At 47.2% G+C, this 26,343-nt stretch carries 13 protein-coding genes; 7 read left to right on the top strand and 6 right to left on the bottom strand.

Annotated elements, in window-relative coordinates:
- Positions 1-5: 5 nt before the first annotated feature.
- Positions 6-7,940 carry a hypothetical protein gene (locus Q365_RS0103545; protein WP_028022053.1) on the top strand — a complete coding sequence of 2,645 codons (7,935 nt, stop codon included), beginning with the start codon at positions 6-8 and terminating at the stop codon, positions 7,938-7,940.
- A 201-nt stretch (positions 7,941-8,141) separates the two neighbouring features.
- Here the strand turns inward: Q365_RS0103545 and Q365_RS0103540 are convergent, their stop codons facing one another.
- Positions 8,142-9,341, bottom strand: a complete 1,200-nt coding sequence (locus Q365_RS0103540; RefSeq protein WP_028022052.1) for an acetate/propionate family kinase — start codon at positions 9,339-9,341, stop codon at positions 8,142-8,144.
- A 244-nt stretch (positions 9,342-9,585) separates the two neighbouring features.
- A complete protein-coding gene (locus Q365_RS0103530) occupies positions 9,586-10,047 on the bottom strand; it encodes a TetR/AcrR family transcriptional regulator (RefSeq protein WP_028022051.1) in 462 nt (153 codons plus the stop codon).
- A gap of 454 nt (positions 10,048-10,501) precedes the next feature.
- On the opposite strand from Q365_RS0103530, the gene Q365_RS0103525 reads away from it, so the two are divergent.
- A complete protein-coding gene (locus Q365_RS0103525; protein ID WP_028022050.1) occupies positions 10,502-12,148 on the top strand; it encodes an AMP-binding protein in 1,647 nt (548 codons plus the stop codon).
- A 198-nt stretch (positions 12,149-12,346) separates the two neighbouring features.
- Positions 12,347-12,643, top strand: coding sequence for a DUF406 family protein (locus tag Q365_RS0103520; RefSeq protein ID WP_028022049.1), 297 nt, complete (start codon positions 12,347-12,349; stop codon positions 12,641-12,643).
- A gap of 132 nt (positions 12,644-12,775) precedes the next feature.
- On the opposite strand, the gene Q365_RS0103515 is transcribed toward Q365_RS0103520, so the two are convergent.
- Positions 12,776-16,828, bottom strand: coding sequence for a hybrid sensor histidine kinase/response regulator (locus tag Q365_RS0103515; RefSeq protein WP_035024322.1), 4,053 nt, complete (start codon positions 16,826-16,828; stop codon positions 12,776-12,778).
- 165 nt (positions 16,829-16,993) lie between these two features.
- Between Q365_RS0103515 and Q365_RS0103510 the strand changes: the two genes are divergently transcribed.
- The gene (locus Q365_RS0103510) at positions 16,994-17,881 is read left to right on the top strand and encodes a DMT family transporter (protein WP_245621482.1); all 888 of its coding nucleotides are present in this window, start codon (positions 16,994-16,996) and stop codon (positions 17,879-17,881) included.
- 113 nt (positions 17,882-17,994) lie between these two features.
- Here Q365_RS0103510 and Q365_RS0103505 read toward each other — a convergent pair whose 3' ends face one another.
- From Q365_RS0103505 to Q365_RS0103490, 3 genes are all read right to left on the bottom strand, one after another.
- The gene (locus tag Q365_RS0103505; RefSeq protein ID WP_028022046.1) at positions 17,995-18,603 is read right to left on the bottom strand and encodes a DNA-J related domain-containing protein; all 609 of its coding nucleotides are present in this window, start codon (positions 18,601-18,603) and stop codon (positions 17,995-17,997) included.
- A gap of 454 nt (positions 18,604-19,057) precedes the next feature.
- Complete coding sequence (gcvT, locus tag Q365_RS0103495) at positions 19,058-20,176, bottom strand: glycine cleavage system aminomethyltransferase GcvT (protein ID WP_028022044.1); 1,119 nt, start codon at positions 20,174-20,176, stop codon at positions 19,058-19,060.
- Between the two features lie 82 nt (positions 20,177-20,258).
- Complete coding sequence (locus Q365_RS0103490; RefSeq protein ID WP_028022043.1) at positions 20,259-20,891, bottom strand: helix-turn-helix domain-containing protein; 633 nt, start codon at positions 20,889-20,891, stop codon at positions 20,259-20,261.
- A gap of 633 nt (positions 20,892-21,524) precedes the next feature.
- On the opposite strand from Q365_RS0103490, the gene Q365_RS0103485 reads away from it, so the two are divergent.
- The 3 genes from Q365_RS0103485 (at position 21,525) to gcvP (ending at position 26,330) form a co-directional block, all read left to right on the top strand.
- Positions 21,525-22,925, top strand: coding sequence for an L-serine ammonia-lyase (locus tag Q365_RS0103485; RefSeq protein WP_028022042.1), 1,401 nt, complete (start codon positions 21,525-21,527; stop codon positions 22,923-22,925).
- 147 nt (positions 22,926-23,072) lie between these two features.
- On the top strand, positions 23,073-23,450 hold the full coding sequence (gene gcvH, locus Q365_RS0103480; protein WP_028022041.1) for a glycine cleavage system protein GcvH: 378 nt from the start codon (positions 23,073-23,075) through the stop codon (positions 23,448-23,450).
- 15 nt (positions 23,451-23,465) lie between these two features.
- Positions 23,466-26,330 carry an aminomethyl-transferring glycine dehydrogenase gene (gene gcvP, locus Q365_RS0103475; protein ID WP_028022040.1) on the top strand — a complete coding sequence of 955 codons (2,865 nt, stop codon included), beginning with the start codon at positions 23,466-23,468 and terminating at the stop codon, positions 26,328-26,330.
- Positions 26,331-26,343: the final 13 nt, after the last annotated feature.

Raw genomic sequence — 26,343 nt, 5'->3', positions numbered from 1 at the left:
GCAAAATGGCCTTAATCTATAAGAAAGCATACAGAGCATTGATGCCTCGGCTTTATCATCAAGCTAACGTTAAGCAAAAACTTCATATTGAGGCGCTCAAGTTCCCTAACGTTCGGGTAATGGGACCATTTTGGTCTTTCGGCATAAAAATTAGGACATTCGAAAAGCTTAAAGAGGCGAATTTGCCCGACAATAGCCTGTATGCGCTAAATCTCATGCAAGAGCACACTGAGGATATCAAGTTGGTCGATGAGGAGAAGCGTCATACTATGCACCGCCCTCAGCTGTTTCAAGCAACTGTCGACAGCTTCTACTCCTACGATTCGAAAGCACTTAGCAAATATTTCCCCAATGACGATCCAGAGTATCCAGGTGCCAGCCGACTGAGCATTATTGGTGTTCATACCCTTTATATGGAAGAAGAGGGGATGTCTTTAAGCGATCTCCTGAACCATACTCCGGTAAAAACAGGACAACAGCCCAAGGGTGATACCACAGCAATGATACTCGCCACGATTGGTGGGGACCCGGTATATGAAAAACAAAACACCTTCTATCTCCCCGCGTGTCAGCTTATCAATGGAAGAATTGGATTTCGCCCAACACCTCACTACTTGAGAATGTTGAGAAACCGCCTGGGTCTCAATGCACTAGACATCACAACGGATAGTATTGAGGAGGGTGATTCCGGTTTGGTATACCTTTTACCCGATGGCTTCGCGCTATTCGGCATGATCAAGGTTCCATGGCAAGACTCTGCGGTGGGCGGGTGGTTTAAAGTTTCTAAAAAAACTCCACAGACACAGGGTAACCGACATTCCGACTCTGTTGCTGAATTATCTGTATGGACAGAAACACCGCACCCTAACACCATATACTCAGATGCCGCCGAACCATGGTCAAAAGCACTACCAACACTTAAGACATTGATGTTTAATGTCAGAGAACTGAATGAAGGACCCAAATGGCTAACGCTCAATCCAAGCGGTGTTTTGGATACCAGTGATTTTTTCTGGCCCATTCAGCAGGACGTTAACTATCTAGAAAACAATCATAATTTCAACTTCCTCCTGCAACGAATGCCCTCGGAAGACCATCGTATTTTTATTCGCGAACAAGCACTTGTTGCGAAACTAGCGAATCGCAGCCAAACAGACACGTCATTGAGCGTCTTAACTATGAAGCCGCCTTCTTTTAAGCTGTATCGGCATGATGAACGAATGGTCTTGCGTTCATCGATAACCTCTGGGCCTGAAATCGAGAGTACAGTTAGTAGGCTTCGGTCTGAATACACTTATTCAAACGAACAGACCACCGACAAAACGAAGGGTGAAAACCAATCAGAATCGCTGTTGGTCGCCGAATACAATCACAAAGGGAAAAAACAAGCACTGGAACTCGCTGTTCCACTGATTCGAACCGCAGCTATGCTCCGCGAAGCTCAACAAATACCAGAGCCGGAGCATTTGAATCAGTTGATATGGAGCTTCATTCCAACCACATCAGGATGGCTTCATCTGCCCTTTCCCAATGTCACACTTACGTCTTTGGATCTGACGATTAATCCAAAAAGTGCTGAATCTGAAGCCACACACGTGAATCAGGAATCCACTCAATCGAGTAAAAAAAATCGCAACTCAATGGTAAGCGGTGCAATCGGATTCCAAAACCGTCCTGATGCACCGGGTTTCTCGCATAATCAAAGGATATGGTCTTTCTCGTTAACAGATATCGAAGACGCAACACTGTCTGTGGACTTTGACCTCAAGGGCAATGAAATCGCTAAAGCAAACGTCACACTATTTGGCGGAGATATCGTTTTTGATGGTGTCCTTCCCATTACGCCATTCCGTCAATCCCCAGAGCGTTTGCTCCCAGACCATGCTGAACGCGCCCTATCTACCCGAAGTATACTTGCCGTGTCTCCGCATATGCTGAGAGACGTTGAAGCTAAAACTTGGTCACTAAAACATAATAATGTGCCCGTGTTACGAACCTCATTGAGAGTGCACCACCTGAAGTTTTCAGCCGGCGCATCCGATGCACCCGCGGTGATAGAAAACAATTTTCTAACGCTGGTCACCGATATTTCTCCGGATACGTTAGAAAACCCAAATGACGCGCGAGCTCCTTGGATTTGGATAAGACAGCACGAAGTGCCCACAGTGCAGACAATGCCTTTGGCACTTGCAGGAAAAGAACGCCGGACACCCTCCGGCAGCAGAGAGTTAGCTCCACTTCGGCTGAAACTAAACCCAATCAATGACATGGGAGATTTCACTTCGACAACACTCGAATATACGTTTCTCAATGCGTTGGACATGACAAAAAGCGCCATATCTTTTTCTCGCTGCGGTAACTGGGAAAGACCAACAAACATGATGTCTTGGTGCGATGAAGTTGGAATGGTATTTCTAGGTTTACCGAGTATTGTCGCCTACCCAGGCTTAGCTTCTTACGATCAAGCCCCCCAGCGTATTCCCATCCGTACACTTCAGTGGGGCGATAAACCCGCCGTAGAGACTAAACATTCCATTTTAGAAACGCCTATCGAAATTCGCTGTGATTTAGCATGGAGAGATGAGGCATACGCGACAAGCACCATCCCTAAAAACCAATCAAAGAAAAACAATCAGCAAACTGCTCTAAACCACGAGCCCGCAGCACCGCGTTTGTTTCTGCCACGCAGGGACAACGGACCGGACAAGCCAACGCGGGAAGATTGGAGTGATGCAGTGTGGCATTCAGTATGGTCTGGCTTACAAAAAGATCTCGCACTTTCCGCTACCGACCGACGCACACTTGTTTCCTTCAAACTAGTTTCCTCCGAAAGCGATGAGTCAAAAAAACAGGCGCAGTACTATTTGCACACTGACGGCTATACGGCCTCGCCTGTCAAAATGAAATTGTGCGCACTTACAACCATCACCGCCGAGCGAGAAGCAGGCGACCATAGCTTTCATGAAGGCGGGCCTGCTCCTTGGTGGCTGAAGTCTGTCGGGACATGGTCATTCGATGACGATAAAAAGAATTTGCACTCAGTTGAAGGTTTACCTAGTGAAGGGGATTTAATTGGTCAGTTCGCGAAACTGGATGCGTCGGGCAATGCGTTTCAGTTTGGTACAGCAACGTTGAAAGCATCCGAGACAAGGGAATTTCACGACCAACGCGGCCTTTTAATATCGCCTCATCAATTCGAATTCGCAGACACAACTATTGCTCGGGAATTGCAAGTTCACGGTGAAAAGGTAACGCTATTGTCTGCGAAAAAGCCTTATTCTTGCGACGCAAATACATCTCTTAGGTTTTGGTTCAGCGATGTACCACTTGAAGAGTCCTCCAAAGAACTGCATCCACGCGCACGATTAGACAATAACAATGAGCAAGATAATTGGAGTCGTCACACAGTCAATGCCAACAGCTATCTCAATACGCCTTTTCAAGGCTTTCGTTGGTGGTTAGGATATAACGAGGAAATATATAAAACCGACGTCATCACTGTTGACGGCATCCGCTTTACTCCGCTTACTCTTCACAACGTAAAACGTGGAAAAGACGAACTGACCATTGAAATTATTGGCCAGCCATTTTTGTTAGTGAATACCCAAAACCCTGACACTGTACCTCCGAGAGGCAGTGATGGATTGCTAAAACTGGTGCTTACCATTTCTGGTGACACATTTACCTCCCGCTTCGAGACGTTCAATAGCACCTCGATTCGTTGGCCTTTAGCCTATCGTGCTGGCTTTGACGACCCCGTTCCAGTGCTGACATTAAAGCAATGGCCTAACACTGACGTGCCTTCTGAAGACAATGGTGAGTTGCAAGTAACACTACTTGGCACAACTCTTCGCATTCCACTTAAAGTTCATTTTGAAAAACAAGGGACGACAAGGTCTCTCAAGGCTGTATTCGAAAACAACAATTGTCATAAGGGAGAGTTGACGGTTTGTAGAGCATTTATTGACGCTGAAGAAAATGGTCTAGGGCAGTTGGCACTAAAAGCTGCAGATCTAAAAATTAAGGCTACTATCTCTGACAGCCTTAACAGCGATATTTACATCTATACAACTATCACGTTAGACCTGAAGCAACCATCAATGCCAGTCACGCATGCGGATGGCACTGTCACCACCCCATTGTTTTCCGAGGCCGTAAACATTCGCGTTGCACCCGAAACCGTGGTAATGGATAACACGGGGCTTCATTTTCTCTGGAACACGGGCAACGAGAAGGTTGTAGATAGCGAGCCATTCACCCCAAGTAGCATTCAAGGCATTTTTTCCGCAGGTATTTCATTGCCGAGTATTGAGAAAGATAAGAAAGATCGGGGTGAGTTTCGATTTCGGCTAAACAACGCAGTTTTGGAAGCAAAGGCTACTTTGTCTGTATTCAACCCAAATCTCACCAATCCAAAAGCTTCGACCCAGTCGAGCCTTACGCTTCAAAAAACACGGAGTGACAATAACTTCCGTCTCTATGGCTCAATTCCTGTGCAAAACTTCTTCACATGGCCCGAAATTGCAATGCCTGACGACCTTGTAAGTGGATGGAACAAGCTAGAACTCGATGCTTCCAGCACTGAGATAATAAAGCATACCGCTAACATCATATTAGAGGGGCAACCGTTTCATCGCTTTTCAGGGAAAAACCTGAAATTTGCTGCACGTGTCAAACATAGCCTGCATTGGGGTGGTCGAGAAAATGACCGTCCGCAGTTGTCCTGGATTCAGTACCAAGTGGTCAGGCTATTGAACGTTCAGGTTCTCAGCTCGAACCTCAGGAAACTGGACGAAGGTCATCCAGACAGAGGGGAATGTTCGATATTTGCCATCATCAAGCCCAAAAATTTAAACCTTGAAGACACAAACCTATCCAAAATGTTATTCCGTCAAAAAGTGGCTAAACACAGTGCACTTAATGGAACACTTCGCCAAAAATGGCTTGATGAAAACGTCGAAAATGGGCTTGTGGTTGACCTTTCTGCGCATCATCAGCTAGATTTTGCGGAAAACGGAGAAAGAGATTGGGTTGTTTTACCACTCCCCTTCTCAAGCATTCTTACTGCAAATCGTTGGCAGCCTGACGATGAGTTCCTGGACATTTTTCGCACAAAATTGGCGCACCCTGAATCCATATGGGTACATGGAACGGATCTTCCCCTGCCTGGCACAATCGCTAGACCAAGCAGGGAAATGTTATCCCAGGCCCGAAAATCAGTCACCGATACCACCCATAACAAACACCCTGGTGATGCCCCCGCCTGCGCTTTAGGACTTCCCGAGCTATTGGCCTCCAACGATGCCATAGTCCCTTATGAAACGCGTTCGGTTTTTCAGTCGTTCGTACTGATAAAACGCAGCCATAAAACGGTGCTCGCAGGGCTCCACTACCCGGCGTTACATCAGGTATTGATCTTAGGTGTTCTCGGTAAGCGTAAGCCAGACAACAATCCTCAAGGCTTTACGTTTTCACAGGGAGGTAGCAGTGCCGCCCCAACTTCTGAGTCAGGAGAAACAAATTTACAGTCGCTGCTTGCTTCAATGAAACACTATGCACAGAGCTTGGCAGGTCACTTGGTTGCCTCCCCTACAAGTGAAGTCAATGACGCTCAAAATGACGCTAAAAGCTCTAAATCAGAATCTTACGAGCTGATTGTCCATGTCGCTGCTCGTGATGGAAGAAAGATCCTTGAACTCAGCAAACAGCAAATAAAAATGACTATAGAGGGTGAAGATAATCTGCAGCGAGAGAAACGTTGGGCTTATCAAACTATCCAGCGGTTAGCTCCATGGAGCTCCTCCGGCACGCTCACACGCAGACACAATGATGGTGACAGCGATTTCTTTGTAATATCGAAAGACACAGAAAAAGCCCTAAGCAGCGCTGTAAAAAATATCCGCCCCAGTGCTGCAACTCCACTCCCAAGATTAACCCCACCTCAGGCTCAGCGAATTACACCACCCAGCGAGAAAAACATTTCTGTGCCCGACTATCTGGTTGCTGGCTTTTCTCCAATACGAACGCAAGCCGCACTATGGGCAAGTGAGGACAATGTGCTGTTTGGAACCGAAACGGATGGCCCAAGGCTAACTGCAACAGCTTCTGAAACCGTTTGGCAATTGCACCATGGCGCTGCTGCCTATCTTACCAAATCTGGGGAAAAAAAGATTTCAATGCGAATGCATAACCGCACTCAAGTCTCGTTCCGTGAGGCTGAAGTGTGGCATGAAAAACAGGAATCACAGCGATTGACTAGTGCTCTGCCAGACAATTTCCAAGCGCGTTTGCCAGATGGCATGCTTCCAACAGCACACCTTCACAAATCACCGGATGAAACGGCTTCATACATGCAAACGATACTCCCAGGCAGATCATTTACCGCAAGGTTGGCAGATAGAGCAGGAGCCTGGGCCGATACGCGACTTGGTCTCGATTTCTCCGGCCTGCGTGCATCTGAAGTGCCAATCAATATCAAACTACCCCGTCCTCCCTTATTGGCTGCCAACGACAGGACACGTGCGAGCTCTCATGAAAAAGGGGAAATCGTAGCGGCAGGAACCGACCCATTGCTTATTTTGCATGGCCCACGGGCGCAAAAGCCAAGCATTAACGGTAGCTACGATGGCTTAGACCGTTCTCCCCGATCAGCTTGGGCCTCATCATTCAAGGTTGGGTCTCCTTCTCGTGGGTTGATAGGTCGTGAATGGAATGGCGTTCTGTCATTCGAATTACTGGCTGGAACAAGTCTTGAAAAATGGCTAGTGAATAAGGCTGAAGCGCGTTTAGAGGGCGAAGTGTTTAGCCTTGACCTCCAACACATTGAGAAGATACTGAACACAGCTCAAAAGGCAGCTCAGGGTGAAATAGAACATCAGAAAGTCACGCTCGCACACGATCTCTATCCGTTTAGTCTTTCAACAAAGCAATCACTTCTCAGTGCGGCGATGAGCAAACCACCAGCTACACCGATAGAGGTAATCATCGAAGTGAAATCAGACGGAGACAATTCAATAGAGCGCCAATTACGCTTTGAGCTTCTCACTGCCAGTGGCGAACTCAGCTCGACAGAAATACCCGTATATCTGCGATTTGACGACCCTGAATACAACGATCGGCTAAATGGCATTGCAAAAATGGACTTCTGCCCTGTTGGAGTTGCCGAAAAAGTAGATCTGGTCTTTGCCGCCGACCTTAACGATGTCAGGAAAAATGACAGATTGGAGCTGGCTCTTGGGCTACGCCAAGACGATAGCGAAGAGACCAATGCATCAATAACATTTGGTGGAGGTTCAATCAGTAACAACATTGCCACACTCAAAGACAACGTTTTGGAATTGGCCGTATACCGTAACAGAACGTCGAATGGCCAACCTCAGAACGAGGAAATGGCAAAATTTGGCTGGCCCAACGCTATTGATGGTAGGGATCATTTGTCCTACACGCTGGAGCTCGATAACTATGAACTCCTACCGGACGACATTTTGGAACTTCGTGTTGTTTTGAAAACCGCATCATCGAATGGCAAAGACAACGCCAAAATGCACAATCAACTGTTCTTCGACGTGGTCGACAAACCGCTACATCCACAAAATCCCTCAAACTTTGCCATGCTTCAGCTCTCTGTTATTAAAGAGGAAAGTGAGGTTAAGGACACTGAGAAAAAGGACAAAAAAGAACAGCAAGAAAAACCGACAGAAAAATACCAGCTTTCTGCGCCACTTTACGCCGCAAGTCCCTCTGCCACAATTTTAGAAATCGTCGATCCTCAAGATCTGCTCGATGGCATTGTAAGACGTAGAGCTATTTATCAGTGGCGAAGTTTTATTCCCAGACAACAGACGTATTTGACCACGGTACAAAAGATAGCAGCATCAGGCTCGAGTTGGATTGACCCTGATCTTGCAGAAGGTTGGATAAGAGTTGGGGAGAACGATTAGTTAATTCTCTTTTATGATAGAAAGCGGTTAGTGAAAAAGTATGCCTGCTTCTTATTATCCGCTACCCGCTCTTACATAGAACAGTAACAGGTTAAGGCTAGTAACTTTTTTATTAGCAGCACAAAATGTATTAGCAGACGACTCAAAAAAAGCCGCTGATTCTCATCAGCGGCTATTCATATAACCATTCGGTGTCGTTACTTACTTAGCAAAGCTAGCCGCTTGTGAAGCGATAACGAACTCTTCGTTGGTTGGTACAACAATCGCTACCGCGCCCATCATTTCTGATTTCGCGATGATGCCACCATTGCCGAAGCGTGCCGCTTCGTTGCCCGCTTCATCTTCAACAAAGCCCAACAGTTTCAGGTTGCTTAGGATTTCACGACGGATTGGCAGCGAGTTTTCGCCGATACCACCGGTGAAGATAATCGCGTCTAGGCTGTCTAGAGGGATCAGGTAAGAACCGATGTATTTCGCCACACGGTAGGTGAATACTTCAAACGCCAGCTTCGAACCTTCGTGACCGCTTTCCATGGCTTCAAGAATGCCACGTGCGTCAGAAGTTAGGCCAGACACACCCAAGAAACCGGATTTCTTGTTCAGTGCTTCGAATACTTTCTCTTGGCTCCAGCCTTTTTTCAGCAGGAACTCAATGATGCCTGGGTCAAGGTCACCACAACGTGTGCCCATCATCAAACCAGAAAGCGGCGTAAAGCCCATTGAGGTATCAACTGATTGACCGTTGCGCACTGCACAAACAGATGCACCGTTACCTAGGTGAACAGAAATGAAGTTAGCTTCATCGATGTTCTTGTCCAATACCTTCGCGGCTTCGCGGCTAACAAAGTAGTGGCTTGTGCCGTGGAATCCGTAACGACGAATGCCGTAATCTTTGTAAAGCTCATTAGAGATTGCACCAGTGAAGGCTTTCTCTGGCATGGTTTGGTGGAATGCAGTATCAAACACAGCCACTTGTGGCAGGCTTGGGAACGCCTTCATCGCAGCACGAATGCCCATGACGTTGGCTGGGTTGTGCAGCGGAGCCAGATCGCTCAACGCATCAATCTCTGCCACAACACTTTCATCAAGCAAGGTCGCAGTAGCAAACTTCTCGCCACCGTGAACAACACGGTGACCGATAGCAACCAATCGGCTACCCACGTCCATGCTTTCGACCAATTCAACGATGAGACCCACCGCTTTTTCGTGGTGGCTACCACCTTGCTCAAGCATAACTTCTTGCTTGTCTTGTCCTTCGCGCTTCCAGCTAATACGCGCATCGTCAAGGCCGAAGCACTCACCAAGGCCAGATAACATCGCCTCGCCGGTTTGTGCATCCATCAATGCGAATTTAAGAGAGGAACTGCCTGCGTTCAGGACGAGTACTAGTGAATTGCTCATGAAAAATCTCGTTGGCAAATGGGTGATACGGAACGTTCAGAATACCCATTATTCAATTATTTTTGAGCTACTCAACTTTTATTTGAACGATAAGGTGTTTTTCACCCTTTTACTGTCTCAGATCAAGAATGGGTGCATTTCTAGAAAAAAAACACAGCGCCAATAAAGAGGTATGAACAAAAAACGCCCACTAGGGACGCCTTTATAAAAGAAGTGTTGTTGCCTTGCATCGATGACTCAGCGGTCACGCCATGGTAAGCAGTGATTTACCCAGCAGCCATTCAAATTCTTTTTCGAATTCTTCACCGTATCGATTGCAGCAAACATCATGCAGTTTCTGGCTCGCATGACTCGTGAACTCGACGGCATTCTCTGACGAAACAGTGTGCAGAAAAAAGAGACGGAGTACCGCGGTAAAACGATTATCTGAGCGAAGCGCTGTTAACCAGCTTTCAATAAACGAACGCTTATCACCTTCAAGGTCGAGCCGATCAATCAATATTCCTAGCAACCTGTCATCAAGACGCGTGATGAAATCGGTCTTCTTTGGAAAATGATGACTAATCCCAGTGCGTGATATACCCGTCTGCTGGCTAAGCGTCGTGTATGACATCTTGTCGTAACCCAACGTCACCAATTGATCGACCACAGCGTCAAGTATCAAGCGAATCGTGATTTCTGTATCTTCCTTGCTTCTCTTTGGCATCGTTTTATCCCTGTTTCATGGCTTCTGTAACTCATAAAAAACCAAGACATAGCGACAATTGCCGCGAGCGCTTTTAGTAGTGTTATCGCTTTGCTGTATGTCTTGATTCTGCATCACACAAAAGAGTTACCGACCACCAACCCTTAAGCTAACGATCTTAAAGATAGTACATGCGTTTATTTTTTGAGCAAAAGTAAGCCAAAATTCCGAGAAGCGTGAACAGGGTTAGATTTGTCGTCACATCAATCACCCAATCCTGTAACGTACTGAAAGCAAAATGCTATTGTTATACTTAAAAACAGTTTTAAAAGCACTGAGCGTTACCTGCATCAAAATTTGAACAAGCGTTTGAATGAATCACTTGACGTTAGCGCAACAAAATCCTTAATTTAACACTTCGATAACATAGAATTAAAACTATTACTCTATTCCCTACAGCTATACGGGGTCCTTTATGGCTCAATCAAAACCTTACCAACAAGCACTGCGCTGGGCTGAAGAACGTCCTAATGAGATTTTTCTTCGCCAAATCATTAATCGCCAGTTCACGGACTTCACGTATTCTGATGTCGTCGACCAAGCCTTAAGAATGGTATCGGCGTTAAGGGGGATGGGATTAGAGCCAGGGGACAAAGTCGGGCTTATCTCTAAAAACTGCGCCGAGTGGTTTATCACCGATCTCGCGTTGATGCTTGGAAGCTATGTCAGCGTTCCTATTTTTCCGACCGCAGGCAGCGACACCATTGGTCATTGTCTTGACCACTCAGAAGCCAAATTGCTATTCGTCGGCAAACTCGACGACACGAAAGCACTAAAAGAAACGCTAGAAACTCGCAGTAAGTTACCCACTATTGCGCTCCCCTACCCAACCATTCATTGTGGTTACGACTGGGGCGATTTAATTGCGCAGCATAGCCGAGCTGACGTTAACCCTGACCACAAAGACGACGACTTAATGTCGATTGTTTATACGTCAGGAACATCAGGTTTGCCGAAAGGTGCCATGCTCACCCACGGTGCGTTTGCTTGGTCATCACAGCAGCTGATCAACCATATCGGCATGAAAGACGGCGAGCGACTGTTCTCGTATCTACCCCTCGCGCACATCACAGAGCGTGTTTACATCTTGGGTACGGCATTGCTATCAGGTATCTGTACGGCGTTCCCAGAGTCTCTTGATACGTTTATTGACGATGTGAAAATGCATCGCCCTACTTTATTTATCTCTGTGCCTCGATTGTGGACACTGTTCCAGCAACGTATTCAGCAAAAGCTACCACCAGCCAAACTGAATCTGTTGTTGAAAATCCCTGTTGTGTCAGGGTTGATAAAAAAGAAAATTGCACAGAATCTCGGCCTAGACCAAGCGCGCGTGCTGGGTTGTGGCTCGGCGCCAGTTTCAGCCGCACTGTTAGAATGGTACGAAAAGCTCGGTCTGCACATTACCGAAGCCTGGGGTATGACTGAGGCTTTCGCTTACACCACCCTAAATTACCCTTTTAGAGCTGATAAAATCGGCACTGTGGGCAATGCAGGGCCCGGCATTGAACTGCGCATCGCAGCCGATGGTGAAATCTTGGCGAAAAGTCAGGGACTTTTTGCTGGGTACTACAAAAATCCAGAAGCGAGTGCAGAATCTATTATCGACGGTTGGCTGCACACTGGCGATATTGGCGACATTGATCAAGATGGTTACCTCACCATCCAAGGGCGTAAAAATGATACGTTCAAAACTGCCAAAGGTAAGTTTGTTAGCCCTGTTCCAATTGAAAAGCGCCTGTTTGAACTTAGTAACGTAGAAATGATGTGTTTGGTGGGTTCAGGTATGCCAGGCCCAATTCTGCTGGCTCTTCCTCATCAATTCCCTAACTTTGACCGTGCGCGCTATGAGCGCAAAGTGACGAATGCCATCGAGACCATTAACAAAGAGTTGGAATCACACGCGAAAATCAAAGGTGTGTTGATGATCAAAGAAGCGTGGAGCATTGAAAACGGCCTACTAACACCAACGTTGAAAATTCGCCGTCACTTACTTGAAAAACAGTACCACGATGTGGGCGCCAGCTGGCCGTCTGATAAATTGGTGCAGTGGGAAGAGTAAACTCCTCTCTTTATTACACTTCAATGATTTAAACGGGCCCTATGGCCCGTTTTTCATTTATCGCGGCCAGTACTCTTTCGATTTTTACTTTCTCTCGCTCGGAAAAAACCCTACAAAACGCACCGTTAAATGTAGTAATATTACGTCAAATATATCAGGCGATGACTATCCTCATCCCTAACATCGAGAGAGTGATCAATGAGCCAGGAAGAAATTCAAGTATGTGATGCTTGTGGTGTAACCGCTGAAATGGGTTACGTGATCAGCGAAGGCGACGACGTTGCTGAAGTCGAAATCTTTGCAACTGATAAAGCTGCTGCCCTCGCTGAGTTTGGTGCATACCTTGCACTTGCAAAAGAAGTTAATGACGCAGTGATTCATGATCTCGATGCAGAAGCTGATTTTTCCTTCAGCCCACTGAGCGTTAAACTGAAGTTCGAGTGCAGTGCTGAAAAGCTGATTTTCGAATTGCGTAGCCGCTCACTGGCAAAATAAGTCATATCTTGGTGTCCTCGACACACCAATGTTATGCAAAACAGACTGAAGAAAGGCCGCCAATGTTGTTCATTGGCGGCCTTTTAATTTTAGAGCGACAAGGTATTACCTTTCAAAACAAGGTATGGCCATTTAAAACAAGGTTGGCGTGTCTTCCTCTTCATCAACACCCAACGTTGCTAATACGGCTTCAAGTTTCTTCGCGGCAACTTCATACTCAAACTTACGAATGGCGTCTTCGACAGACGCGAGATCGACATTCATACTCTTCGAGCTTTCTTTAATACCTGAAATGAAATCAACGGCCTGCGTGTCAAAGTTGTTGAGCAAGATCTTCAGTTGTTCGAGTTCAATTCGAAACTCCCTCGGGGTATACCCTGCAAAAGCGGCTTCTTCCTCAACTTTTTTCTCTTTTTCTACCGGAATGTATGTTTTGATTTCTTTCAAACACACTTCGATTTTATCCATCAGCACAGGATCCATTTTAAGATCCGACCCTGATTGATCTTCCAATGTTCCAGCGATAACCGCCAAGCCCTTCGCTGACACATTGGCGGCAGCACCTTTTAATGAATGCGCAAACATTTCAACATCGTCTCGGTTTCCGTCAGCCAATGCTTGTCGGATTTTATCAATTACCGCCAATTTGGTGTCGGTGAATGCACCGATCACTTTCCAATACGCCGTTGCATTACCACCAATACGCTGTATGCCTTCGTTCGCATCCAGCACTAAGGGGTCAATGTTCGCCATATCCGCGTGGGTTTCTAGTGCCTCGGATTTAGGTGCGTTCATCACCACAGAGGTTTTAACGGTTTCTTTCGATGCCGCGGTCCAACGGCGAATCGCTGAAATCAACTCGTCAACATCAATTGGCTTAGAAACGTGGTCATTCATGCCCGCTTCTTTACATTGCTTAACGTCTCGCTCCATCGCATTGGCTGTCATTGCTACGATTGGCATGTCAGCAAGAGATTCAATCTCTCGGATTTTTTGAGTGGCTGTCACGCCATCCATGACAGGCATTTGCATGTCCATGAGCACAATATCAAATCGTTGCTCTTGCACCATGTCGAGCGCAATCTGGCCGTTGTCAGCCACTTCTATCGTTGGGTTAAATTGCTCCAGTATTCCTTTGGCAACTTCTTGGTTAATCATGTTGTCTTCCACCAGCAAGATATTCAAGCCGCTGAAATCTATGTCTTCGGAGACTTCTTCATGAGCATCTCGACTATTGAGAAGTTTCAGTTCCTCCTGCCCAAACGCTTCCATTAATGCATCAAACAACGACGACGGGTTAATTGGTTTCACCAATGACGCATCAAAGATGTTTTGGATGTCGTCACCAATCAACCCAGCATCCTCGCCATACGCACTGGCCAGAATCACTTTCGGCATTTTCCCAATGTCTAATGCGTGGATCTGCAATGTGGCTTCATCTCCATTGATGCCCGGCATCTTCCAGTCCATCACCACCACATCGAAACCATCATTACCTTCATCTGCTGATTGCACTTCAAACACGGCCTCTTCACCGTTTGATACAGCAGCAACGCGTAAATCCAAGTTATCAAGCAACGCATACATGATGTCTCGTGACGCTTGGTTGTCATCCACCACCAGCACACGTTTATCATTAAGCACTGTGGTTCTTGCCACTTGCTCTTTGATACTCGCTTCGCTTCGACCACATCGAATGGTGAATGAGAACGTTGAACCATGTCCTGGTTCACTCTCCACCCATATCCGACCGCCCATCAATTCAACAAAGCTCTTGGATATGGTTAAGCCCAACCCTGTGCCACCATATTTACGGGTAATTGACCCGTCCGCCTGTGAGAACGACTGGAACAAACGCCCAAGCTGCTCTTCAGACATACCAATGCCTGAATCTTGAATGTCGAATTGAACTTCCACCATATCGTCACATTCAGACAATTTCTTCGCCCGAATGATGATTTCACCGCTTTCGGTAAACTTCACCGAATTACCGGTCAAGTTGATGATGATTTGGCCCAAGCGCAAAGGATCACCCACCAGATCGTCAGGCAGGTCGGGATCGATATCGAATATCAATTCCAAATCTTTTTCTTTCGCTTTTACAGAAATGATATTGCTGATGTTGTCGAGCACTTCACTGAAGCGGAAGCCGATATGTTCAACAGATAGTTTCCCAGCTTCAATTTTGGAAAAGTCCAAAATGTCATTGATAATGCCCAACAGAGATTTACCCGCTTTCTCTATATTACCGACATAATTTCGCTGCTTATCATTCAAATCCGTCAATAACGCAAGGTGCGACATCCCTAGTATCGCGTTCATTGGCGTACGAATTTCGTGACTCATATTGGCGAGGAACTCACCTTTTGCCTTACTGGCTTCGTTGGCCTGATCTTTTGCGGAGATCAAATCAGATTCCAAACGTTTCTGAGTCGTGACATCAACGAATAACCCAACAATGCCTAGCGGTTCTCCATCACTGCCAAAGTAAGTCGCTTCATATACGGTCAAGATGCGAATATCACCGCTAGGATTGGGCAGTTCAATGTCATAAACACTCGACCCAGGGCTCTCCAGCAATGCGGTTTCTTTTTCGCTGAACATGCTCGCGACATCACTAGGGAACAACTCACTCGGCGCTTTATCCACCACATCGACATAAAACAGTCCGAGGAAATCGGTAAACGCATCGTTCACGCCAATGTATACGCCGTTGGTATTTCTGAAATAGGTCGGGTTAGGAATCGCATTGATAATTTGCTGGTTCAGTTTGAGCTGTTCAGAAACGCGCTGCTCGGCTTCAAGTTGTAGCTCAGAGTTAATGGTGAGCTGTATGCCTACCGCCAAATCTTCCTGCGCTTCCAGCAACCAATCAATTTCCTGATCAGTAAAGGAACGCGTTGAACCTAACTCAAGCACACCGACCATGTCGTTATTGACGACAAGTGGCATGAAATACATCTCTTCCAACCGCAACTCTCCGGCTGGCAGCATCAAAGAGAACTTATCTTTTTCATTTCGAATACGCAGATATTCTTTGGTGAGCATAATCGTGCGATGGAAAGAGACCGACTCAACGTCCATCTCTTTGGTGGTTTCGTCGATCCCGACGCCACCAACCAAATGCAGTTTCTCGTTTCGATGAACATAAATCGCCACATACGGCAATTCGAGACGTTGCGAATAGAAGTTCGCAACTTGTAAGCCGAGATCTTTGGTATCAGAACAGCCACGAATAAGGTCGGAAAACGCCTTAATCTGTCGACTAAATTCAAATCGCTGAGCAATCTCAGCCAACACTTCATTTTGCGCCGCGGCGAGGTCTTTCAGCTCACCTTGGCTGTCTACATCGAGTTTGAACTCAAATTCCTTGTTACGGACTTTGTTGACGATCACGCGGCGAATATTGTCGAGCGGTTTAAGGAAGCGATACCACAGCAGCACAGTGGAAAGACCAACGGTCAATATCAATAGGAATGACATGGAGGTGGCCACACCGTCCATATTACTGCGCTGCTGAATGAGTTCATCCAATTTGCTGCGCGTTGTTTTATTGATGATGTCGTAAAAGGCACCAATGGGCCCCATGATTTTGTTTTTTTCATGGATATACTCAGGGCCAAAAAGCATATCTTGAGCCAGTTGTCTATCAGGGATAACGCGCTCAAAACCTCGTGCGGTTCGCTTTCTGCCTTGCACAATCGACATGGCATCTTGCTCAATGGATATTAGTGCCTGAGACCGCGAAAGCGCCTGTGTTAAGAAAGACATATGCGCTTCACTGATGCCCGACTCTCGCAAGCGGCTCAACAAAGACGGATAGTCAGGACGGATAGGAATATCGGGTTCTTGGACTTCATAATTTGGATCGGACAATTGCGCCCAGTAATCGAAATTGTAGCTTTCTGGCAGTGGTAAATGCCCTTCTCGGACCGCGTTGACATGATCAAACAAATGACGCCAGCGCTTGTTGGAGGTTATCGCATAGTTGCGCGCAAACTGTGTGAGCAAATCTGAACTGTTCTTAAGTTCGGTCGCTAACCTAAATTGTTGGTAACGTTGCTCGTAGATCAAATTGATCTCTTTAGACAGCGCCTCCGAACGGAGATTGGCGGAAATTATTAGCACACCAAGCAGGAGAATAAATCCCATCAATGCAAAGAATATGTGACGAATCGATCTCATTTTGTCTCCAAGGATCTCGAATTGGTGACACTACCTCAGATAAGCGTAGACCCCTAGTCGCTGTTGATAAAGTGAGAAAAAGCAAAAGCATGATTGCACTTACGATTGGAACGCGTCATAAATGAACATGTCATTAACGGTTTATTGATGTAATAGGCACAGGGAGTGTATGCATTGGCACCGATTTACAAAGGAACGCTAGCCATGATGGCTGGCGTTGGCATATTGAGTGTTGATAGCCTTCTCATTCGCTTAATTGAATCATCCGGTTGGACGCTGCTGTTCTGGCGAGGAATCATTTCGGCCTTGGTGGTGTTAGCTTTTACGATGGCAACAAAACCTGAACAAACCCTGAAAGCCCTTCGCAAACCCTCTAAAAGCTTACTGATAGGTTCAGTGGCATTCTCTCTTTCGACAGTATGTTTTGTGTTGTCTATTGAACACACTCAAGTTGCCAGCACGCTCATTATCATCAACGTCAGCCCTTTAATCTGCGCTGCACTTGCTTTTGTTTTCCTAAAAGAAACCATCGAATTGCGCACCTTGATTGCCATTGTGGCGGCAACACTAGGCATTGTGTTTGTTTTCTACGGTAAAGCCCTGCCTAATGCCTCATTTGGCAATATGTTGGCCTTGGTCACGGCATTAATGCTCGCTATCTATTTCGTGGTGTTGCGAGAAAGCAAAAGTGAAAATGCGCCCCTGTTTTTGGTTTTTGGCGGGCTATGTACCGCAATGATTGCGATACTCGCAGGCGCGGAGCCACTCTCGCTAACATCACAAGAGTGGGTTTATGTCATCATCCTATGCGCGGTTGTGGTTCCTTCCGCGTTTATCCTGATATCCATTGGCCCGAAATTTCTTCCGGCAGCTCATGCCAATCTGTTCATGCTATTAGAGGCGATACTGGGACCACTGTTTGTATGGATGGTGCTGGGTGAAGTGCCCAGTGACAAGGTACTGATTGGCGGAAGTATTGTTATGCTAACCTTAGTGCTGTTTACCCTGTCATCGGCAAAGAGCCGACACTCGCTCAATAAAAAACCCAGCTAGTGATTCGCTGGGTTTCGGACTCTCTTCATCAGTTATCAAGAAGTCATTAACAAGACGTGGTTAACAATGCGCGCTTAACAAGACGCGGTTAACAATACATGATTATCCAGCAACTAGAGCCTTAAGCTCTGCCACGCCTCACACATGGTTCTGAATGTTTCCGCATTGCCTTCAGGGCGATCGGGGTGCCATTTCAGAGCCATTTTGCGCCATTGGCGGCGGATCTCAGTGTCAGTGGCACTGTCTGACAAACCCAATGCGTTTAGAGCATTTCGTCGTTCGACCGTTGTTTCGCTACAATGCCCAACATGCTGTTGATAGCGTTTCCAGAACGACTTCAGAAGTTCCCGTACATCTTCTGTTTGTGCATCATAGTTTTTCCAATCCATGTAATACTCGCGAAGCGGATCATCACGATTAACTTCATGCTGAACGAATCCTGCCCCCGCCCCTCGCCACATTAAACGAATATCCATTGATTCAACCTGCAGCCATTGATTTGGCAACAGGGATTCCTGCAATTGGTAGAGCGCGTTCATGATAAGGAAATTGCGCTTGAACAGATCCAATTGGGGATCATCATCCAAATGGTCCATGATGGTATTTTTCTGAAGTTCAGCCATCAGGTAGTGAACTTTCCAGCTCTCATTGGAGCCTTCTAGCACACTGAGTATTGGCCAGATCAGAGGGTTATCAATCTCATCCCGTTGTTCTGCAAGCATACTGCTATATCTCCTATCGACATCATGTCGTACATATAAGACATTAATCCAAATCTCTGTGAATCGCTCGCAAAATTCCATTGTTCTGCAATGAGTCACATCTCTATGTTGCCCTTTGCCTTGCATTCCATTTTGCTAATGATAAAAGGCTCAATACTCATTGCATAGAAAATGCCAGCTTTAGCATGATGTGTAAAAATATCTGACAGTCTCTCGGTGGGCAATTTGCAGTGTGTTGAGAACAAAGCAAAAAGGCCAGAGCGTTTGCTCTGGCCTTTCATTGGTCATTTCATTATTGCGACAATACGACGATGTCGTTCTAACCACCAACAGCGCATAGCGGCAACAAGTGGTGGCATACATGGCGGCAAAAAACTGACGCTGTTGTGCCACTGATTGTGTAGATGGTTATGCTGGCGACGCTTAGGGTTACATTATCCGCCTTAAGGTTACATTATCCGCGATAGTACCGTTGCGGTACGAATGGCATCTTTTCGATCACCATTGGTAACTTCTTACCACGGACTTCCGCAAACACTTCTGTGCCCAATACTGCTAGCTCAGTCGTCACGTAACCCATTGCAACGGGTTGGCCTTTGGTTGGCCCGAATGTACCGCTCGTCACGATACCAATTTCATTGTCATCGGCATCAAACAGTTTTGCGCCTTCACGAACAGGGGCTTTACTCGTGCCTAACAAGCCAACGCGTTTGCGTTGAACATCTTTGGTGGCAATTTGGTCGAGTACAATGTCTGCACCAGGGAAACCACCAGTACGTTCACCATCAGCACGGCGAGGCTTGCTGATCGCCCAAAGCAAACTTGCTTCGACTGGCGTCGTTGTCGTGTCAATGTCATGACCATAGAGGCATAGGCCACATTCAAGGCGTAATGAATCACGCGCGCCAAGACCAATCCATTCAACATCATCATGCGCGAGCAATTGACGAGCAAAAGCATCAGCTTGATCGGCAGGCACTGAGATTTCATAGCCATCTTCGCCGGTGTAACCCGAGCGGCTCACCAAACATTCAACGCCACCGAGATCCATAGCAGCCGCATCCATAAATACCATGTCAGCCACGGCGGGGTTCACGGTGGCTAAAATGGCAGCCGCTTTAGGGCCTTGAAGTGCCAGCAATGCGCGATCTTCAATCACTTCCAGAGATACGTCATTTGGCAGATTGGCTCGAAGATGCGCAATGTCTTGGTCTTTGCACGCAGCATTCACCACAACAAACAGATGGTCGCCAAAGTTTGCCACCATCAGGTCGTCCATTAGGCCACCTTGATCATTGGTAAACATGGCGTAACGCTGTTTGCCTGAAGGCAAGTCGATAATGTCGACAGGAACCAAGGCTTCTAATGCTTTCGCAGCATTTTCGCCATGCAGACGAACTTGCCCCATGTGTGACACATCGAATAGACCTGCGTTTTCACGACAATGAATGTGCTCCTTGCGCACGCCCAACGCGTATTGAACAGGCATATCGTAGCCAGCAAATGGCACCATTTTCGCACCCATCTCAACGTGCAAATCGTATAGCGGTGTTTTCAAAAGATCTTGAGACATGTTTCACTCCATGATCACGGCTTCTGCCGACGTTCTCACTGTCCACTACGTCACGTAGCGGCATTAATTTTTTCCTAAACCGTCAAGACGCGGTTACCCATAAAATCAGGGCATCTTCTTCACTGACCGAGGTAAGCATATGGCCCATTGCAGCGTCGTAATAAACGCTATCGCCCTCGTTCAACTCTATCGATTCATAAAATTCCGAAAAGAAAGCAATGCTGCCTTCCAACACCAACAAGAACTCTTCACCATCGTGTCGAATCCACTCGTCATACTCTTCAAAAGAACGTGCGCGGACACGAGATTTGAAAGGGAACATTTTCTTATTGGTTAATTGCGACGCCAACAGTTCATGCTCATACGTGCCTGTTGGTCGCATCTTGCCTTCATTAACGCGCGTAACGTCTCGGCGGCCCATCGCTTTGGTCTGTTTTGGCGGCGCGAAGAGTTGCGGAATATCAATACTCAACCCCGCCGCCAGCTTTTGCATGGCTTGAAAGGTCGGTGATATTTGTTCATTTTCAATCTTAGACAAGGTAGAACGCGCCAAACCAGTTAGCTTGCTCGCTTCTTCTAACGTCAGTCCACTGCCCGTTCGAATTTCCTTCAGCCTTTCACCGAGTTTTAGCGGTGCGATATGGGCATCCGCTTGACCATTCGATCTTTCAATGGTTACTGACGGATACACATCCTGTGCATCTGAATCTGTCATTGTTCGTCCCTCACCTTGCCGATTCTTCACAACGCCTTACTCGCGATTCTGTGGCACGGCCATTTTTACACGAGATTACGTTTACTCAATACGGGCAAGTTAACATTTTTAACAAAAAGTTTCCTATAGGAAACTTACGTATTTACCTTAGCGCCCTCAATGGAGAAGTCCAGCGCGATCCCTATTGATAGGAATCATGGCTATTCAGACCGCAAAATACACATCAAAACAAGAAACGAATTAAATCATTGTTTTTATTGATAATTAATTATTTATTCGTCATTTATAATTGCAATTCTTTCAGCAAAATAGTAAAAAGGCAAACGATTGCGTGAGATGGGTCGCCAAGTGACGATGAACTGGCGATTGAAACTCAGAACTGTCTATGAGATCACATTGAGAGTTTCCTATAAGAAATTTTGTTTTGCAGGCCGCAAATTCGAGTTGTATGTTACGCAAATGTTGATGCCAAAATAACGATAACGAACCACTGTTGCTATACCCAAAGTAGTGATGTGTTGAAACACACGCTAATAGACAACACGGTGCGAAGATAAGGCCACAACACATGACACGGTTCAGTCACAACGATGACATCCGTGATGCATAACCTACAAAGCAAGGATACGTGCGATGAGCCATAGCATGTTTGACCTGTTTAAAATTGGCGTAGGCCCATCAAGCTCCCACACAGTGGGACCTATGTTGGCAAGCGCCCGATTCGCTTCTGCTTTACGTGATAACGAACTGCTACACAGTGTGGAAAAGGTACGTGTCGAGCTATATGGCTCACTCGCCTTGACCGGAAAAGGCCACGCAACAGACGTTGCATGTGTTATGGGATTGATGGGGGAATGGCCAGACACCATAAACTCAGATGACATCCCCACCATGACAGCCATGGTGAAAGGCAGCAAAGAGTTACCGTTAGACGGACATCGCTTTATTCCGTTCGACTGGGAGACTGATTTGGTCTTCCATTTCGACAAGGTGCTCCCAGAGCACCCAAATGGTATGACGCTAACGGCTTTTGGGGAAAGCGATGAAGAGTTGCTCTCTTGCACGTACTTCTCTGTAGGCGGAGGTTTTGTCGTTAAGAAAGGTGAGACAGATGCACTCGCTTCTGATTTCAAACCGCCCTTTCCTTTTAGCAGCGCGGTTGAGTTGCTTGCTCATTGTGAAAGTGAACAAAAATCGATTTCACAAATCATGTTTCTTAACGAATTGGCACGAGCCAAACATGATGACAAAAAGGCAACGATAAACTCGGTCAACGAGCAGGTCGACGCAATATGGGAAGTCATGCTTGCCTGCATTGAACGCGGCATTGTTGAAGATGGTGTCTTGCCCGGCGGGTTGGAACTGAAGCGACGCGCCAAGAAATTACATGACTCTATCTTGAAGAAAGACACTGACGGTTTGCCTGTCGACACGAACGATTGGGTCAACATGTACGCGATGGCGGTCAATGAAGAAAATGCCGCAGGTGGACGTGTTGTAACGGCACCAACAAACGGTGCTGCGGGTGTCATTCCTGCTGTGTTGGCTTACTACAATAAATTTGTATCGCCAAACAATGATGAAGGTATACGCACATTTTTAGCCACTGCTGCGGCGATTGGTTCACTGTACAAAACCAATGCCTCTATTTCCGCGGCAGAAGTCGGTTGCCAAGGTGAAATTGGCGTGGCGTGTTCGATGGCTGCTGCTGGGTTAGCCGCTGCCATGGATGCCACACCAGAGCAAATTGAAAACGCAGCTGAAATCGGCATGGAACATAACCTTGGCCTAACCTGCGACCCGATTAATGGCCTCGTACAAGTGCCATGTATAGAACGCAACACCATGGGCGCAGTGAAGGCAATTAACGCAACGCGACTCGCCCTCAGTGGTGATGGCAGCCACCATGTTTCGCTCGATAGCGTGATTAAAACCATGCATGAGACGGGGCTAGACATGATGAGTAAATACAAAGAAACATCGCAAGGCGGCTTAGCAACGAACGCTATCGCTATCAACGTCGTCGCTTGTTAAGAGATTTCGCGTGTTAACAAACACCACGAACATATAGGTGTTCAGTTGGAAAAACTGAATACCTAAACCTGAACACCTAGGAAGCCCGAATTTTCTGTTGCTTGAGTAACAGACAACAATTAACTCGTTTCATACGGAGATGTAAAAATGGATGCAACCCTGAAGTTTTCTGAGAGCCATGAGTGGGTAAAAGACAATGGCGACGGCACTGTAACTGTTGGTATTTCTGAGCACGCTCAACAGCTTCTTGGCGATGTCGTTTTTGTCGATCTGCCAGAAGTCGGCAGCGACGTCGAAGTTGGCGAAGGCTTTTCTCTCGTAGAATCTGTAAAAGCCGCATCTGATATTTACGGCCCAGTAAACGGTGAAGTCGTTGAAGTGAACGAGAATCTCGAAGACAGCCCAGAGCTAGTCAACGAAGAACCTTTTGAAGGCGGCTGGATTGCAAAAATCAAGCTCGCAGATGACAGCAACCTTGATCATCTGATGAATGCTGACGCTTACCAAGAAACCATCGAAGACTAATTCAGGAGTCAGGTCATGACAGAATCACGCCTACTCGATCAACTTCAACCACATGCTGAGTTTGCGACTCGTCACAATGGTCCGCGTGAAGCCGACCAACAAGAGATGCTAAAAACCGTTAACGCCACCAGCGTCGAGCATTTGATTGAAGAAACCGTGCCCGCTGGCATTCGTTTGCCACAACCGCTAGACCTTGATGACGCATTGAGCGAAGTCGCTATGCTGCAAAAGCTTAAAGCCATTGCGAGCAAGAACGTCATCAAGCGCAGCTTTATTGGTCAAGGTTACTACGGCACACATACGCCACACCCAATTTTGCGCAACGTACTAGAAAACCCAGGTTGGTACACCGCCTATACGCCATACCAGCCAGAGATCTCTCAAGGTCGTCTTGAATCACTGTTGAACTTCCAACAAATGGTGATGGATTTGACGGGCATGGATCTGGCGAACGCCTCTCTACTGGACGAAGCAACCGCAGCTGCCGAAGCCATGACCTTGTGTAAGCGTGGCGGTAAAAGCAAAAGCAATGCATTCTTCGTTGCAGACAACGTTCACCCTCAAACGCTGGACGTGATCAACACTCGCGCCCTGTTCATGGGCTTTGATGTGATTGTCGGCCCAGAAGAGTCATTGTCAACGCATGATGTTTTTGGCGCATTGCTGCAATACCCTGGCACCACAGGGCAAGTCCGTGATTTGACCGACTTGATTGCTGCTGCACAAGCCAAGAAAACCTTAGTCGCAGTCGCTACCGACCTTCTCTCATTGACCCTGCTAAAAGCACCGGGTGAAATGGGCGCAGACGTGGTGATTGGTTCGGCGCAACGTTTCGGCGTGCCAATGGGCTTTGGTGGTCCACATGCTGCATTTATGGCAACACGTGACAAACTCAAGCGCACCATGCCAGGCCGCGTGATTGGCGTCTCGGTTGATACTAAAGGCAACCAAGCGCTGCGTATGGCAATGCAAACACGCGAACAACATATTCGCCGTGAAAAAGCCACGTCAAATATCTGTACCGCTCAGGCGTTACTGGCGAACATGGCGGCTTTCTACGCTGTGTATCATGGTCCAGAAGGCTTGAAGAAAATCGCGCGTCGCGTACATCACCTGACAGCATTGGCAGCCGCTGCGTTTAACCACGCTGGCGTGACACTTGCCTACCATGATTTCTTCGACACCATCACCTTGAACACAGGCGCAGAAACAGATGCCTTGTTCCAGAAAGCGCAAGATGCAGGCTTCAACCTACGCAAGCTTGATGGTCAACTCGGTGTAAGCCTTGATGAAACCACCACGCTTGAAGAAATCGATGGGTTAGTTGCAGCCATGACGGGCGAATCGAACGTCGCGCAATTTGCTTCTTCCGTCGAAGCAGATGAGTTCGCCGCGATTCCAGAATCTTGCCGCCGTACCAGCGATTACCTGACTCACCCAGTGTTTAACACACACCAAAGTGAAACGCAGTTAATGCGCTACATGAAGAAGCTTGAAAACAAAGACTTCTCACTGACGCACGGCATGATCCCGCTCGGTAGCTGCACCATGAAGCTAAACGCGGCGGCAGAGATGATCCCAGTCACATGGCCTGAATTCGGTGCGCTGCACCCGTTCGTGCCTGCTGACCAAGCACTTGGTTACAACGAACTCGCTGACTCTCTCAACAAAATGCTATGCGAAATCACTGGTTATGACGCCATGTCGCTTCAGCCAAACTCTGGCGCACAGGGCGAATACGCAGGCTTGATTGCCATTCAGCGCTATCACGAAAGCCGCGGTGATGCACAGCGTAACGTGTGTCTGATCCCAAGCTCTGCGCATGGTACCAACCCAGCATCAGCCGCCATGGTTTCCATGAAAGTAGTAGTTGTGGGTTGTGATGACAACGGCAACATCGATGTGAACGATCTGAAAGCGAAGATCGAAAAACACCGCAACGAATTGTCATGCATCATGATCACCTACCCTTCCACGCACGGTGTGTATGAAGAAGCGGTTCAAGAAGTGTGTGAATTGGTCCACGAAGCAGGCGGTCAGGTTTACCTAGACGGTGCAAACATGAATGCACAGGTCGGCCTCACGACGCCCGGCTTCATTGGCTCCGATGTTTCTCACCTGAACTTGCACAAAACCTTCTGCATTCCGCACGGCGGCGGCGGTCCGGGTATGGGCCCAATCGGTGTGAAATCGCACCTTGCGCCTTTCTTGCCAGGTCACGTCGAAGACGGCTCCAACTACGCAGTTTCTGCCGCGCAACTCGGTAGCGCCTCTATCTTGCCAATCTCGTGGGCATACATTGCCATGATGGGTGAAGAAGGCCTGACTGAAGCCACTAAGATAGCCATTCTAAGCGCGAACTACGTGATGGAGCGTTTACGCCCATATTATCCAGTGTTGTACCGCGGTACACACGGTCGTATTGCGCATGAGTGCATCATTGATATTCGTCCGCTGAAAGATGCGTCGGGCATTTCAGAAGAGGACATCGCAAAACGTTTGATGGACTTTGGTTTCCACGCGCCAACCATGTCGTTCCCCGTTGCGGGCACGCTCATGATTGAGCCAACAGAAAGTGAAGACAAAGCAGAGCTAGATCGCTTCTGTGACGCCATGATTGCGATTCGTGAAGAAATTGCCAAAGTGCAAGATGGTGAATGGCCTTTGGAAAACAACCCATTGGTTAACGCCCCTCACACACAAGCAGACCTCATGGCGAACGAATGGGAACGCCCATACAGCCGTGAACAAGCGTGCTTCCCGAGCGAACAAGCAAAAGCAGCCAAATACTGGCCAACCGTCAACCGTGTCGACAACGTTTACGGTGACCGTAACCTGATTTGTTCTTGCCCAAGCATTGAAAGCTACATGGAAGACTGATCGTCCTGATTGC

This window comes from Enterovibrio calviensis DSM 14347 (assembly GCF_000621165.1).
In the GTDB taxonomy this organism is placed as follows: Bacteria; Pseudomonadota; Gammaproteobacteria; order Enterobacterales; family Vibrionaceae; genus Enterovibrio; species Enterovibrio calviensis.
The sequence above is the reverse complement of the archived record's forward strand: the minus strand, read 5'-3'. Positions and strand labels throughout refer to the sequence as shown.

What these genes read in the sequence shown, in the direction of transcription:
- Q365_RS0103545 (WP_028022053.1), top strand. Translation starts at nt 6, where the DNA reads ATGGCCTTAATCTATAAGAAAGCATACAGAGCATTGATGCCTCGGCTT.
- Q365_RS0103540 (WP_028022052.1), bottom strand. Translation starts at nt 9,341, where the DNA reads ATGAGCAATTCACTAGTACTCGTCCTGAACGCAGGCAGTTCCTCTCTT.
- Q365_RS0103530 (WP_028022051.1), bottom strand. Translation starts at nt 10,047, where the DNA reads ATGCCAAAGAGAAGCAAGGAAGATACAGAAATCACGATTCGCTTGATA.
- Q365_RS0103525 (WP_028022050.1), top strand. Translation starts at nt 10,502, where the DNA reads ATGGCTCAATCAAAACCTTACCAACAAGCACTGCGCTGGGCTGAAGAA.
- Q365_RS0103520 (WP_028022049.1), top strand. Translation starts at nt 12,347, where the DNA reads ATGAGCCAGGAAGAAATTCAAGTATGTGATGCTTGTGGTGTAACCGCT.
- Q365_RS0103515 (WP_035024322.1), bottom strand. Translation starts at nt 16,828, where the DNA reads ATGAGATCGATTCGTCACATATTCTTTGCATTGATGGGATTTATTCTC.
- Q365_RS0103505 (WP_028022046.1), bottom strand. Translation starts at nt 18,603, where the DNA reads ATGCTTGCAGAACAACGGGATGAGATTGATAACCCTCTGATCTGGCCA.
- gcvT (WP_028022044.1), bottom strand. Translation starts at nt 20,176, where the DNA reads ATGTCTCAAGATCTTTTGAAAACACCGCTATACGATTTGCACGTTGAG.
- Q365_RS0103490 (WP_028022043.1), bottom strand. Translation starts at nt 20,891, where the DNA reads ATGACAGATTCAGATGCACAGGATGTGTATCCGTCAGTAACCATTGAA.
- Q365_RS0103485 (WP_028022042.1), top strand. Translation starts at nt 21,525, where the DNA reads ATGAGCCATAGCATGTTTGACCTGTTTAAAATTGGCGTAGGCCCATCA.
- gcvH (WP_028022041.1), top strand. Translation starts at nt 23,073, where the DNA reads ATGGATGCAACCCTGAAGTTTTCTGAGAGCCATGAGTGGGTAAAAGAC.
- gcvP (WP_028022040.1), top strand. Translation starts at nt 23,466, where the DNA reads ATGACAGAATCACGCCTACTCGATCAACTTCAACCACATGCTGAGTTT.